Origin of the sequence: Agrobacterium sp. rho-8.1, from assembly GCF_033957725.1 — a bacterium.
In the GTDB taxonomy this organism is placed as follows: Bacteria; Pseudomonadota; Alphaproteobacteria; order Rhizobiales; family Rhizobiaceae; genus Agrobacterium.
The window spans coordinates 145723-158423 of the sequence record NZ_CP192789.1 but is presented as its reverse complement, the minus strand read 5'-3'; the positions used below and the strand labels follow the sequence as shown (position 1 = coordinate 158423).

14 protein-coding genes and 1 pseudogene are annotated in these 12701 nt (G+C 54.8%); 4 read left to right on the top strand and 11 right to left on the bottom strand.

The window, feature by feature from the left end; translation table 11 throughout:
- The first annotated feature begins 55 nt into the window (after positions 1-55).
- Complete coding sequence (locus RMR21_RS15525; protein WP_498670373.1) at positions 56-355, top strand: hypothetical protein; 300 nt, start codon at positions 56-58, stop codon at positions 353-355.
- Between the two features lie 111 nt (positions 356-466).
- On the opposite strand, the gene RMR21_RS15520 is transcribed toward RMR21_RS15525, so the two are convergent.
- The 3 genes from RMR21_RS15520 to RMR21_RS15510 form a co-directional block, all read right to left on the bottom strand.
- On the bottom strand, positions 467-955 hold the full coding sequence (locus RMR21_RS15520; RefSeq protein ID WP_498670371.1) for a hypothetical protein: 489 nt from the start codon (positions 953-955) through the stop codon (positions 467-469).
- Positions 952-1314, bottom strand: coding sequence for a hypothetical protein (locus RMR21_RS15515; RefSeq protein ID WP_498670370.1), 363 nt, complete (start codon positions 1312-1314; stop codon positions 952-954). The genes RMR21_RS15520 and RMR21_RS15515 overlap by 4 nt, the downstream gene beginning before the upstream one ends.
- Before the next feature lie 139 nt (positions 1315-1453).
- A complete protein-coding gene (locus RMR21_RS15510) occupies positions 1454-2302 on the bottom strand; it encodes an NUMOD3 domain-containing DNA-binding protein (RefSeq protein WP_498670369.1) in 849 nt (282 codons plus the stop codon).
- Positions 2303-3081: 779 nt separating this feature from the next.
- On the opposite strand from RMR21_RS15510, the gene RMR21_RS15505 reads away from it, so the two are divergent.
- Together RMR21_RS15505 and RMR21_RS15500 are read left to right on the top strand one after the other, a co-directional pair.
- The gene (locus RMR21_RS15505) at positions 3082-3261 is read left to right on the top strand and encodes a hypothetical protein (protein ID WP_498670368.1); all 180 of its coding nucleotides are present in this window, start codon (positions 3082-3084) and stop codon (positions 3259-3261) included.
- Between the two features lie 170 nt (positions 3262-3431).
- The gene (locus RMR21_RS15500; RefSeq protein ID WP_498670367.1) at positions 3432-3578 is read left to right on the top strand and encodes a hypothetical protein; all 147 of its coding nucleotides are present in this window, start codon (positions 3432-3434) and stop codon (positions 3576-3578) included.
- 275 nt (positions 3579-3853) lie between these two features.
- Here the strand turns inward: RMR21_RS15500 and RMR21_RS15495 are convergent.
- Together RMR21_RS15495 and RMR21_RS15490 are read right to left on the bottom strand one after the other, a co-directional pair.
- Positions 3854-4146: pseudogene (locus tag RMR21_RS15495) on the bottom strand (DUF2958 domain-containing protein).
- Positions 4143-4292 carry a hypothetical protein gene (locus RMR21_RS15490; protein ID WP_498670366.1) on the bottom strand — a complete coding sequence of 50 codons (150 nt, stop codon included), beginning with the start codon at positions 4290-4292 and terminating at the stop codon, positions 4143-4145. The pseudogene RMR21_RS15495 and the gene RMR21_RS15490 overlap by 4 nt, the downstream one beginning before the upstream one ends.
- A 263-nt stretch (positions 4293-4555) precedes the next feature.
- On the opposite strand from RMR21_RS15490, the gene RMR21_RS15485 reads away from it, so the two are divergent.
- Positions 4556-5719, top strand: coding sequence for a M20 aminoacylase family protein (locus tag RMR21_RS15485; RefSeq protein ID WP_498670365.1), 1164 nt, complete (start codon positions 4556-4558; stop codon positions 5717-5719).
- Between the two features lie 58 nt (positions 5720-5777).
- Here the strand turns inward: RMR21_RS15485 and RMR21_RS15480 are convergent, their stop codons facing one another.
- The 6 genes from RMR21_RS15480 to RMR21_RS15455 form a co-directional block, all read right to left on the bottom strand.
- A complete protein-coding gene (locus RMR21_RS15480; RefSeq protein WP_498670364.1) occupies positions 5778-6818 on the bottom strand; it encodes a sn-glycerol-3-phosphate import ATP-binding protein UgpC in 1041 nt (346 codons plus the stop codon).
- Entirely contained in the window at positions 6818-7666 is an 849-nt protein-coding gene (ugpE, locus tag RMR21_RS15475; protein ID WP_498670363.1) for a sn-glycerol-3-phosphate ABC transporter permease UgpE, read from the bottom strand. Before ugpE ends, RMR21_RS15480 begins: the two co-directional genes overlap by 1 nt.
- 10 nt (positions 7667-7676) lie before the next feature.
- A complete protein-coding gene (gene ugpA, locus RMR21_RS15470; protein ID WP_498670362.1) occupies positions 7677-8558 on the bottom strand; it encodes a sn-glycerol-3-phosphate ABC transporter permease UgpA in 882 nt (293 codons plus the stop codon).
- A gap of 150 nt (positions 8559-8708) precedes the next feature.
- Positions 8709-10013, bottom strand: a complete 1305-nt coding sequence (gene ugpB, locus RMR21_RS15465) for a sn-glycerol-3-phosphate ABC transporter substrate-binding protein UgpB (RefSeq protein ID WP_498670361.1) — start codon at positions 10011-10013, stop codon at positions 8709-8711.
- A gap of 177 nt (positions 10014-10190) precedes the next feature.
- Entirely contained in the window at positions 10191-11297 is a 1107-nt protein-coding gene (locus RMR21_RS15460) for an RHE_PE00001 family protein (protein WP_498670360.1), read from the bottom strand.
- A gap of 71 nt (positions 11298-11368) precedes the next feature.
- Entirely contained in the window at positions 11369-12697 is a 1329-nt protein-coding gene (locus RMR21_RS15455) for a sensor histidine kinase (RefSeq protein WP_498670359.1), read from the bottom strand.
- Between the last annotated feature and the right edge of the window lie 4 nt (positions 12698-12701).

The following is a 12701-nucleotide window of genomic DNA, read 5'->3' as shown; positions in this document are numbered from 1 at the left end:
CGACTTTCGATGGAGAACTACCTGGGGCAAAGATTTTCGCAGGGAAATGGTCGAAGTGCGATATCTTCGCCTTTATCACCAGACACTCACAGACAACGAGTGGGTTTATCTGGAAGACCCGCTGAAGTTACCAGAACAGCCTGTCGAAAGTGATTTTCCCGGTATCATCACGTCGCATGATCACGCACGTCGCTTTCCTTGGCGGCTGCACTTTCGAACGAAGCACGAGTTCAACAACTGGCCTGACATGGATACCCTGAAGAAGTTACCGTATCTCTGGTACATCGACCACAAACTCGGATTACCGTATACTGCAATCGACAAGTGGGACATCAATCCGAAATTCGAATGGTGACCCTTAAAAAACAAGGCCCCGGATGACAGCGAAGTCGCCGGGGCTTTCTTCGTGTGAAAGCCCTTCACTTTGAGTGAACATACTTGCGTGTTCTAAAGTCGCGTTGGACGCTCAACACAGCGCCTTCCCGGTCTCATCGACAAACTCAATATCACCGCAACCCTTCAACTTGTGACCGCTTGCGGATAACTGTGCGATCAATGCGACGAGTTGACGGGCTTGTGCCTCGCTAATGTTGTCGCGGTTTGCAATTTTGTCGTCGTACAGTTCGGTGACAAACTCGTGCCATGTCTGCGACTTGCGCTTGACGCTGCTTTTTGCACCTGCTTTGCCATGCATGATGGTGATGTCACCGTGAGCGCCAGTTACAAAATGTTGAAGTTCACCAAGCAGTAGACCAATCCAATTCTTATGTTTTTTCTTGATAGTCATGAACGCGGACGAGGCATTCTGTTTGGGCTTCCGTGTGTATGGGATGCGAACTGTTGACTTGGCCTTGAGGTCCGCAATTGGATCAAGGGCCAGTGCGTCGGGATGGGTTTCAATGACAGTCTGAACGACTTCGAAGATGTCTGCAAAAGTGCTAATTGAAATGCTCATCGGGTTTGCTCCTGTGTCATCTTTTGCTGCTCGATGATATTGCGTGCGAGCGCGATGATCTCTTTCTTGCCCGTTTCCTCCGTGCATTCCTCATGCGCTGCATCGAGGTCCATTTCTCCCAAGTGACACTGACGGATCGCTAAGATTGCTTCGCGGGAGGTTGGCTTATCCAAAGTTGGATGCCACCACGAATACTGACGATTTACGAGACTGCGAACAGCCAGAAACTGCTCTTCATCCAAGTAGTGGTGAACTTCTTCATCGGTTGTCGGTGGTGTCTGTCCGGGAAATGTTTTTGCGAACTCTCTCAGGAGGCGCTTTTTGCGATTCTCGAAAATTGATTCTGATCTGATGCTCATTGCTGGTTCTCCTTCGCTGTACGTGCGAAGTGAGCGATGGCCTTTTGGATGGCATCGGCTGCGTCGTCCAACGCTTGGATTAGTTTTGTGTCATTGCTCATTTTTGAGTTCTCCTTTTTATGGTCGTCTAACGTTGTATTTATGCCTGCACGCTCAAAACGGCCTCATATGGTTTGACCATTGGCTTTCGCCCAACGAATACGCTGGCCCTCTGCAATTGCTGCGCGATGTTCTGCGGATAAGGTCTTGCCGCGCTGGGCTTCACCGATCCGGCGTTTGACATCATCGGAATGACGTTTGCCTCTGCGGGCATTTGCGATTTTTGCTTTGGTTGCGTCAGTGTGTTTTCTAGGCATTTCTGTTCCCCTGCTTTTGCGGCCTTCTTTTCCGCCAGACGCGCTTTCACAGCGGCCCTGATCTTCTCTTTCTGCTCTTCCGTTTTCGGCTTGCCCTTCAACGCTGCACTGATGGCTTGTTTTGTCTCGGCATCACGCGTCTTGCCCTTCTTTGCGTCGGACATTTTCTTCTTCGTCGTGTCAGAAGCCTTTTTGCCAGTGCGGGCTTTGCGGATGAGGTCTTTGCTCTCATCGGAATGCTGATCACCGGGACCGAACTGTGTGGAACGTTCGCTATCTTCACGATTCAGAAACGCGGCAGTTTCCACGCTCATTATGCCGGTTTGGAATGCCTTGCGGTTCTTCCAGCCCAGCACATAACCGAACTTGCCTTTCATCATCCGTTCGAACTGCCCCTCCGCCATTGCCTTTTCCATGCGTTGGCGACGGCTTGAAGTGACCAGCGACAGGAACTCTGCAAATGTCAGAGTGAACGTGCGCTTCTTCAATTCCTGATAATCGCGGGCGTTTTGCCATTGCGCGTACAATGCTGCATCCACAACGGCAGCCATCTCAACTGGATCAGATTGTTTTGTGATTGCGCGGATAACTTCGCGGGCCGATGCTTTCGGCTTCTTGATTGGATATTCCATGTTGTTCCTCTTTTCTTATTATTGGCGCTATCTCAACTGCGCTTAGTCTATCTATTTATAAAATATTGCCGTGGATTAAGTCATGATATTTCTTGCATAAAAAAGCCGTGGCCAAGTTGAGATCGGCCACGGCGCATGTCGAGGAAAGACATGGAGAATATTTCATCTACCTGTTATTTATCTCATCATTGTATTTTCATTCGTCTTATCTTTGACAGGTAGGTTGATAGGAACCATATAATATAGAACAGGCATTACACTAACAGAGGTAGGTTAATTAGATCCATATACATATATGTATATGGACCCAACAAATCCCACTTCTACTAGCGCAAAGCGCTGGCGGCTTCACGCATCGCTTCGCGGGTTTTCGTTGGCACTCAAATCCCACTCACCTCTGCTACACGCGGTCGCTTTCGCTCGTTCCCAATTGGGAACTCCACTTCACTGCTGGCGGCATAGCCATTGTTTTTGGTCGCTCCGCTCCACTTCGTGATATCCGTTTGGTCGCTTCGCTCCACTCCGTCAGTGTTTCCGTCTGCGACGCCGTAGGCAATAAAGAAGTGGCGGGTAGGTAAATGCAATTGCGCTGACGGAAACGCGTCAAAGAGCGTCACTGGGTACGGTTAACGTCAACCGCGCAACATTACGCAGGGCTTTTTTGACCTCGCTGTATGAGCGTCTATGGCGCGGGATGAATGCTTCACTTTAAGTGAGCATTCCAGCGATGACCTCATTCTTTTATCGACCCAGGTGATGGGTCGGACGCATAATGGGGAATGGAAAATAAGTTCAAGACCCAACCAACCCGCAGACGCAAACCAGAACCTCTCGAAGGAGAGGCGACAATATTGAAACGCTTTGAAGCGTTTGATGTGCCAGAGACGGAAGAAAAGCACCGCATACTGCGGGTGAGCCAGTGGATCGCAGAATTACGCGGTCTGAATGCCCCTGAGTAAATAAGGACGGACGCCATGTTGTGGTGGCGTTGGTCCAATGCAAGAGTTTACTCCACCTCTGGGATCGATAGCCCGCTTGGTTTGCTCATTTCCAAGCGGGCTTTTCATTGGGCGGTTGCCCAATGAAATCCATGGCACTAGCGCTTTGCTTTTGCGATGGAGGCAAGCACATGGAGTTTTGGGGTTATCTGATCACAGGCGCATTCGTCATCCTGTTGATCCGCGCTTGGTTTCTAATGGGAAAGATCAGTCGATTTATCGATGATACCGACTATCGCGATGCCGAGCGTTTCAAAGATCGTTTCCTTCATCGATAGACCCACAAATCACTGATCGTAAGCAACCACTTAGAGTTTTTCAGCCATTCCGTTGGAACCTACGGTTTTGCTTTTCGTTTGGTGGTCGGGGAACACAAGGCGAAATTTATGACAGACCAACAGCATCAACTGTCCAAGCACCTTAGCCACGAGATGATAAAGCAGACCTCACGATCTGCTTTATCTCACGCCGTGCAAAACGACGATGCATTCAACGAGTTATTGAGAAGGCTTGCTGCGTCCGAGTCTGATCACAAGACAAAGATCATCCTCAATTAAATGTCCACCACTCGTCGATCTTGTCGCGCAGCCTCAACGTAAGCGGATAAACGCTTGGTTGGGTTGAAATGCTCGTCGCGCTCGATCTTCAAACCATGTGGTCCTGATACGCTTGTTACTTCGCTTAGGCTGACATAGCCGAGTTCAGGTTCGCCCATGCCGTAAGCAGCCACGTCGCAGCACCCCAAGGTGTAAACCACTTGACGACTGGAATATGATCGTGTTCCCGCGCTGTCGCATTGTTGTGCAAGAGTTTCGCACGTAGTTCAGGTGTGAGCAGTTGGTTCACGCTGCAACCTCGACACTCGCCATTCCCATAACGACTACCGCAGCCACACGTTCGATCACGCTACGCTCAGCACGCCATTCAGCAACACTTGTGAACACCTGTTCGAAACGCTTGCCGTCGATCTTGCCCCAGACCTTAAAACCCATTTGCGTAACTCCTATAAGTTGTATCTACAACTCAGAGTTAATTCCAGTTGGTGATCAGGGCGAGCAAAGATTTGACTACCTCAAAATCTTCTTTTTGCTGCGTGGCAGAGGTTTACGCGTTATAACAAGGCGATAAAGCGAGAGCGACACATGTGCAAAATAAGCATCTTGCAAGTACATTGATTGCGTCAATTATGCGGCGCAATATTCGTAGCGAACGCGCGTGATGCAGATGTCGAGAATGGGAAATCGGGAATAACAGTATGCCAGTTTTGAACACAGCCGCCGAATTGCAGGCAGAAGCGAGCGAGTGGCGGCGCCATCTCCATGAAAATCCTGAACTCCTTTACGACGTTCACGACACCGCGGCTTTCATCGCAGGCAAGCTGGAATCCTTTGGTGTTGACGAGATCGTGACAGGCATTGGTCGCACCGGTGTCGTGGGGATCATCCATGGTCGGCATGGAAAAGGGCGCACCATAGGTCTCAGATCCGACATGGACGCTTTGCCGATCGTGGAGGAGACCGGCAAGCCCTGGACGTCGAAAATTGCAGGCAAGATGCATGCCTGTGGCCACGATGGCCATATGGCCATGCTGCTGGGGGCTGCAAAACATCTGGCAGAAACACGCAATTTCACAGGCTCTGTCGCTGTGATCTTTCAGCCAGCGGAAGAGGGTGGCGCTGGCGCGCTTGCCATGATCGAAGACGGCCTGATGACCCGCTTCAAGATCGATGAAGTCTACGGCATGCACAATATGCCGGGTATTCCACTGGGTTCATTTGCCATCCGCAAGGGTGGGATCATGGCGGCCCCGGATAAATTCTCCATCGTCGTCAAGGGGCGGGGCGGTCATGCGGCTCAGCCGCATCGTACGATAGACCCGATCTCAATCGGGGCGCAGATCGTGACCAATCTCCAGCTGATTGCCTCGCGCAATACCGATCCCATTCGCTCGGTGGTCGTCTCTGTTACGCGTTTTCAGGCGGGTTCCAGCCATAACATCATTCCCAACGAGGCGGTGATCGCAGGCACGGTCCGCACGCTGGATGAGGGGGTGCGCGACGTGGCACAAAACCGCATCAAGCAGATTGCTGAGGGCATTGCGACAGCCAATGATGCTGAGGCGGAAGTGGTTTACGAGCGGCATTGCCCCGTGACGGTCAACCATGCCGATGAGACGGAGCACGCCATTCGTATCGCGCGCGATATCGTCGGCGACAAGAATGTCGATCCTGATGTGGACCCATCCATGGCGGGAGAGGATTTTTCCTACATGCTCAACGAACGTCCAGGCGCTTTCATATTTCTCGGCAATGGCGAGAGTGCCGGGCTGCACAATCCTGCCTACGACTTCAACGATGAGGCGATTGCCTATGGTGTGTCCTATTGGGTGAAGCTTGCCGAGCAGCGTTTGGCAGGCTGAAAGGCATAAGGCTGTGAACGACCGCGATCTTTGAGCGCGGTCGTTACCCATCTTTGCGCTAAATGCGCGAACCAGCGGCGTCGAAGAGATGGAAATGGGCTGGATCTGCCGTGATCGTTACGGTCTGCCCGATTTCCATCGCCGAGCGACCGGGGACGCGGAAGACGATGGTGCTACCGTCTGGCATTTCGCCGTGAACGTAGCTCTCCGCGCCGACCAGTTCTACCGCCGCCACTTGAACTGGTAGCTTGAATGCGGCGTTCGAAGCCGTGTCCGCAATAATAAGGTTTTCAGGGCGAATGCCGATTGTGGTCGCGTTGGCGGGAATGCTTCCGTTTTCCGGCACGTTCCAGACGGAGCCATTGAGCGGCAGCAGGTTCATCGACGGAGAACCGATGAAGGTGGCAACGAAACTCGTCGCCGGCTTTTCGTAAAGTTCGATAGGCGTGCCGACCTGCTCGATACGTCCTGCATTCAGGACCACGAGGCGATCCGCAAGCGTCATCGCTTCCATCTGGTCGTGGGTCACATAGATGCTGGTCGTGGCGAGCGAGCGTTGTAAACGCCGAATTTCGACGCGCATCTGCACGCGCAGCTTTGCGTCGAGATTGGACAGCGGCTCATCGAACAGGAACGCAGACGGTTTGCGCACGATGGCACGGCCCATGGCAACGCGTTGACGCTGGCCACCTGACAGTTGGCGCGGCTTACGCTCCAGATACTGTTCGATTTCCAGAGCTTTTGCCGCATCCGTTATCCGGCGGTCGATTTCGTCCTTCGGTGTGTTGCGGTTCTTCAGGCCATAGGCGAGGTTCTGGCGCACCGTCATGTGCGGATAAAGCGCATAGTTCTGGAAGACCATGGCAATGTCGCGCTCGGCGGGTTCGAGATCGTTGACGCGCTTGCCCGCGATGTCGATGCTGCCCGAACTGATACTCTCCAACCCGGCCACCATGCGCAAAAGGGTCGACTTTCCGCAACCAGACGGCCCGACCAGCACGATCATTTCGCCATCCTGAATGTCCAGCGAGACGCCTTTGATCGCCTCGATGTTGCCGCCATAGACTTTGCGGACGTCCTTGAGTTCGATTGTCGCCATTACTTTTCAGTCTCCACCAAGCCTTTGACAAACCAGCGCTGCATGAAGACGACGACGAGAACGGGCGGGATGATAGCCAGGATCGCTGTCACCATCACGTAATTCCACGGCGTCGATGCATCGGTGAAATCCACCATGCGGCGCAGGCCAATTATGATTGTGTTCATTTCAGCGCGATCCGTTACCAGCAACGGCCACAAATATTGCGTCCAGCCATAGATGAAGAGGATCACGAAAAGGGCCGCGATATTCGTTGTCGAAAGCGGCAGCAGAATATCGCGCATGAAGCGGAACGGCCCCGCATTGTCGATGCGCGCCGCCTCAACCAGTTCGCCGGGTATCGTCAGGAAGAACTGGCGAAACAGGAAGGTGGCCGTGGCAGACGCCATCAAGGGAAGCGTCAGGCCCGCATAGGTGTTCAACAGGCCGAGGTCTACGATCACCTTGTAGGTCGGCAAAATGCGGACTTCCACCGGCAGCATCAGCGTCACGAAGATCATCCAGAAGAATCCCATGCGGAAGGGGAACCGGAAGAAGACGATGGCAAACGCCGAGAGGAACGAGATGACGATCTTGCCCAGCGCAATCGCAACAGCCACGACGAAGCTGTTGAACAGCAGACGCTCGAGACTGACGCCCACGACGCGCTCCACACCGCCGGAAATCGCCTCATGGTAATTTTCCGCCAGATGTCCGGCTGGCAGCAACGACATGGGCGGGCGCAGAATGTCGGTCGATGTCGCCGAAGAGGCGATGAATGTGTAGTAGATCGGGAACGCTACGATGATGATGCCGATGATCAGCATCAGATGCGCCATGAGCGTTGCGATGGGACGGTTCTGGATCATGATGTTCTCCTCAACCGTAATGCACGCGCCGCTCGACGAAGCGGAACTGGAATGCCGTGAGCGCAATGACGATGACCATCAGGACCACCGATTGTGCGGCGGATGAGCCGAGGTTGAGATTGACGAAGCCGTCATTGTAAACCTTGTAGACCAGCGTTTCCGTGGCCTTGGCCGGTCCGCCGCCGGTGACGGAATGAATGATGCCGAATGTATCGAAGAAGGCGTAGACGGTGTTGACCACCAGCAGAAAGAAGGTCGTCGGTGCCAGAAGCGGGAAGATGATCGTCCAGAATCGCCGGGCTCCCCGTGCACCATCGATCGCAGCGGCTTCCAGCAGAGACTTGGGTATGGCCTGAAGACCTGCGACGAAAAACAGGAAATTGTAGCTGATCTGCTTCCAGGCAGCAGCAGCGACAACCAGCGCCATGGCCTGATTGCCATCCAGCAGAGGATCCCAGGCGATGCCATTGCGGCGCAGAAGATAGGCGAGGGTGCCCATGGCCGGGTTGAACATGAACAGCCACAGCATACCGGCCACGGCAGGCGCGACGGCGTAGGGGATGATCATCATCGTGCGATAGAAGCCCTTGCCGCGCACCACCAGATCGGCAGCCGTTGCCAGTAAAAGGGCCGCCGCCATCGAAAGCAGCGCGGTTGCAATGCTGAAGACGACGGTGACCTGAAGCGCGTGCAAGTAATTGGGGTCAGACAGAATGGCGGAGAAGTTCGCAAAGCCGACGAAGGTGCTCTGAAGGCCGAACGGGTCTTCTCGCATCGCCGATTGGTAAAGTGCCTGGCTCGCGGGCCAAAAGAAGAAAATGACCGTCAGAACGATCTGCGGAGCAACGAGAAAATACGGAAGTATCTTGTTGGGAAAGACAACGCTTTGCAAAGGCGGGCTCCTTGAGAGCATCGGACCGAAAAAATGAGCCGGACATCATCCGATACGCGAACGAATGAGGAGCGGCGCGTTTCAACCGTGCCGCTCCGATCCAACCATCGCCGCTGCACCCTGAGCGGGTGCGAGCGGCTAGAAGGCGGTTTACTTGCCGATCGCCTGCTGGATGGCTGCGTTGCCGCGTTCGACCGCTTTGTCGAGGGCGGCTTTTGCATCCTGCTTGCCAGCGAGCATCGTTTCGAACTCTTCGTTCATGATGTCGCGAACCTGCGGGAGATTGACCAGACGCACACCCTTGGAGTTTTCTGTCGGGGGCTTGCCCATCATCTGCAGCAGTGGGGTCTCGCGAGCCGGGTTCTTTTCATAGAAGCCAGACTTTTTGGTGTCCTCATAAGCCGCAAGCGTCACCGGCATATAGCCGGACACCTGGTGCAGGCGCGACTGAATCTTGGTCTGCGACAGGAAGTGGAAGAACTCCGCGGTGCCCTTGTACTCGTCGTCGGACTTGCCGCCGAAGACCCAGAGGCTGGCACCGCCGGGAATGGTATTTTGCGGGCGACCCTCTCCCTCGTCATAGGGAAGCTGGCCGATACCGTAATTCATGCCGCTCTTGACGATATCGCCAAGGCCACCGGAAGACTCGGTCAGGATGCCGCATTCGCTGGACGTGAAAAGCTGCTTGGCCTCGGACGTGCGACCGCCATAGCGGAACGTGCCATCCTTGGCGAGATCGGCAATCGCCTGGAAATGCTTGACGAAAGGCTCGGAGTTGAAGGCCAGTTTCACGTCGGTGCCAGCCAGACCGTTTTCATTGCTACCGTAGGAAAGGTTGTTCCATGCGGCAAAATTCTCGGTCTGGATCCATGTCAGCCACGTGGATGTGAAGCCGCAAGGAGCAGCGCCGCTCGACTTGATCTTCTTGGCAGCCTCAAAAACTTCAGACCATGTTTTCGGTGGATTTTCCGCATCCAGTCCGGCCTTCTTGAAGGTGTCCTTGTTGTAGTACATGATCGGCGATGAGGAATTATACGGGAATGACAGCATTGTGCCGTCAGGCTTGGAATAATAAGAGACGATGCCAGGTAGATAGTCGGCTTTATTGAATTTGAAGCCGCCCTTTTCCAAGACCTCGGCCACCGGCACGATCGCGCCCTGTGCACCCATCATCACACCACTGCCAGCATCGAAAACCTGAATGATGGCTGGTGGTTGCTTGGCACGGAACGCCGCGATGCCCGCGTTGAGCGTTTCAGGATAGGTACCTTTGAAGACAGGCAGGATCTTGTAGTTGGATTGGCTTTCGTTGAATTCCTTTGAAAGCTGCTCGACAACTTCGTTGTTTGCACCTGTCATGGCATGCCACCACTGGATTTCCGTCGCGGCGAGCGCGCTGGACGCCATCAAAAGAGCAGTTGCAGCTGTAGTCACCGATGTGAGAACGACTTTCATGGAATTTCCTCCCTACCATGAACTCATTATACGGCGATTGAGAATCGCCTTCAGCATTTCTTGCTCACTTAGGCGGCCACTAGCAACCTCTTTCTTCGTGATGGTGGAGAGTTGTTGGTTAGCCCGCTAATATAATCGTGGATACCGACAGTTATCAGCCGATCCGGACGCCAGCGATCAGATGACTCCCCAGGCGCGAAAGCGGCCGCGCCCGGTCATTTCGCGTAGCTCCAGCTGGTTGGCGAGGCCCACGGCACCTTGGGGTGTCGTGCCCAAGGCCTTGACAATCATGGCTGTAGAGACGACGGGTCGCGAAAGGACAAGCTTGATCAACTCCGGCAGGCGCGAGTTTGACCGGCGACCGGTCAGCCTTCGCTCCATGCGGCTCTTGGCGTTCAACAGCCGATCGTGCTCCTTCATGCCGAGGGCGGCAGCCTCTCGCAGACTATCCAAAACGGCACTGATCCGCTCCACCTGCGTCCCGGCATTTCTGCGCTCACGGGGAATTGCCCGCAATCCGCTATTCAATGCGGCCAAGTGGGACGTCGTCAGCCCTTCCTCCCTCAGTAATGCCGCAGCCAGTTGCCGTCCAAGCCATGGGCTCCGTTGCAGCACTTCCAGCCGCTGCCATGCGTCGAGGGCTACAGCGGCGCGCAGAACGGAGGGCAATCCCTCCGTCGCCTTTAACGATTGTTTCCATTCCCCTAGTCGCTCGTCTTCGTTCCAGTCCGGATCACGCGTGAGGCTGTCAGCTCGATGCTGCGGTTGCGTGTCCTTCGTCGTGATCGAGGCGAGCGTGGCTGTGCTGCGGGCGATCAATCTGTCGATGGCGGATAACTCATCGCTGAGCAGCATCGCGTCCTCATCATCAGTTGGCGCAACCGGATATTGCTCGCCTGGAGACACATGAAGATGCAGCGTGTTGCCCTTATCTGCAACGTCGTTACCGCGCAGACGCGAAAGCCCGGATGGGCTCAATGCCCAAAGAGGCCCGTTGCCGAAAATCTGCCTGCGGGTGCGCAAAATCCGGTTTGCTATCGCCATCTCGTGGGTCGGCGCGCGAATATCCATATGCGCATCGTGCAGCACAAGATCTTCGATGTGAACCAGTTCCCCATCAATCCAGAGCGATGAGACCGCATCCATAAAGTCTTGCCGCTGCAAAAAACCTTCACCGATCGGCGAGCGCAAGATCCGTTCGTCCAGACGCGCCAAGCCCTCTGTCGCCTTGGTGGATGCAAGGAGCAGGCGGTCGAGTGGCAGGCGGGTGACATCGTAGAGCATGAAAATTGATAGGATGGAGCCGATATGAAAGCAATTTCGGCGCTGGCTTTCATATGGTTTTACCCGGATTTTTATGTCCTCGGCAAGGACACCTTGACTTCGAAGCCATCGTTACGAGCGGTGGCAGGTGAAGTGATCAGCATCGATCCCTTCATCTGGCTCACCAGATGGTGGACGATTGCAAGACCCAGGCCCGAGCCTGCAGCCTGCGTCGCGCCTCTTGTAAACCGGGTGGTCAGTTTTGGCAGGAGCTCAGGGTCGATAATGGCGCTCTGGTTGACCACACGAAACGAATTGTCAGTGTCGACATGGATATCCACCCGGCTTCGCTCCGGGCTGTGAATGAGGGCGTTTTCAACGAGATTGCGCACAACGATGCCGAAGGCGTCAGGGCTGATCTTGCCCTCCAAGCCGCCATCGTCAGGCAGATGTAGCTGAATGCGACCCGTTCCGAGGTCCGAGCGTCCAATGTCTTCCAACATGAGTTCGACGATGGGCAGCAAATCCGTATGGGTCTCCGATGTTCCAATGCCGGCATCCGCCCGTGACATTTGCAGGAGTTTTTCTGCAAGTTGCGCGAGATGAGACAGGGATCGCTCGATCTGGTCCACTCTCGGCGCGAACGCTAAGGGAATATCGGCCTTCAACCGCTGGGCCTGGGCAAGCGCACCTGCAATGGGTGTTCGCAATTCATGGGCGCTATTGGACGCGAACGCCCTCTCGGATTCCAGAGCTGCGCGCAGACGCTCCAGCAAAAGGTTGACGGATCTGGCGATCGGGTGAAGTTCTCGCGGTAAATGCTGGTCATCAACAGGTGCCATGTTGCCACTGTCCTTGCGCCCGATCTCATCGCGTAATGTCTGCACGGGTGCGAGTGTTCGCCGAACGACGAGGACAACGGCGACGATGCTGGCTGGGATCAGAAACAGCAGAAACAGCACAAGCGCCGTCCCGGCTTCGACAATGGCCTCTCGGCGGTTGGCAAAGGCGTCTGCGACTTGCAGATAGAGGCTGCCGTCCGCGTTGCTGACCGTATAGATGCGGTGCGTGGCCGTATCGGCAAACCCTGGCGTAACCGGCACGTCAAAGGGTTCGGCCGCGCTCTCGTAGGAACGCAGCAGAAGCTCGCCTTCGCGATCCCGCAGTTGGTAGGTCAGATACTCTTCGCCCGAGGCGGGTTGCACGAGGCGGCGTTCCGCTTCCGGGCTGCGTTCTTTCAGGTCATCGGCGATCAGCGGCATCAGCCGCTCAGCGGTTTCCTGCACGGAACTGTCGAAGATTTCCGCGAACTCATCCTGCATGACCATGATACCGAGACCAGAGGCGACCAGCCAAGAGAGCGCGACCACGCTTGTGAGCGCGATGACCATTGTGCGGGTCATACTGTCTTTTCGTTTCATTGCC

Bases quoted from the DNA above. Each gene is read 5' to 3' on its own strand.
- RMR21_RS15520 (WP_498670371.1), bottom strand. From the start codon at position 955: ATGAGCATTTCAATTAGCACTTTTGCAGACATCTTCGAAGTCGTTCAG.
- RMR21_RS15515 (WP_498670370.1), bottom strand. From the start codon at position 1,314: ATGAGCATCAGATCAGAATCAATTTTCGAGAATCGCAAAAAGCGCCTC.
- RMR21_RS15510 (WP_498670369.1), bottom strand. From the start codon at position 2,302: ATGGAATATCCAATCAAGAAGCCGAAAGCATCGGCCCGCGAAGTTATC.
- RMR21_RS15505 (WP_498670368.1), top strand. From the start codon at position 3,082: ATGGAAAATAAGTTCAAGACCCAACCAACCCGCAGACGCAAACCAGAA.
- RMR21_RS15500 (WP_498670367.1), top strand. From the start codon at position 3,432: ATGGAGTTTTGGGGTTATCTGATCACAGGCGCATTCGTCATCCTGTTG.
- RMR21_RS15490 (WP_498670366.1), bottom strand. From the start codon at position 4,292: ATGGGTTTTAAGGTCTGGGGCAAGATCGACGGCAAGCGTTTCGAACAG.
- RMR21_RS15485 (WP_498670365.1), top strand. From the start codon at position 4,556: ATGCCAGTTTTGAACACAGCCGCCGAATTGCAGGCAGAAGCGAGCGAG.
- RMR21_RS15480 (WP_498670364.1), bottom strand. From the start codon at position 6,818: ATGGCGACAATCGAACTCAAGGACGTCCGCAAAGTCTATGGCGGCAAC.
- ugpE (WP_498670363.1), bottom strand. From the start codon at position 7,666: ATGATCCAGAACCGTCCCATCGCAACGCTCATGGCGCATCTGATGCTG.
- ugpB (WP_498670361.1), bottom strand. From the start codon at position 10,013: ATGAAAGTCGTTCTCACATCGGTGACTACAGCTGCAACTGCTCTTTTG.
- RMR21_RS15460 (WP_498670360.1), bottom strand. From the start codon at position 11,297: ATGCTCTACGATGTCACCCGCCTGCCACTCGACCGCCTGCTCCTTGCA.
- RMR21_RS15455 (WP_498670359.1), bottom strand. From the start codon at position 12,697: ATGAAACGAAAAGACAGTATGACCCGCACAATGGTCATCGCGCTCACA.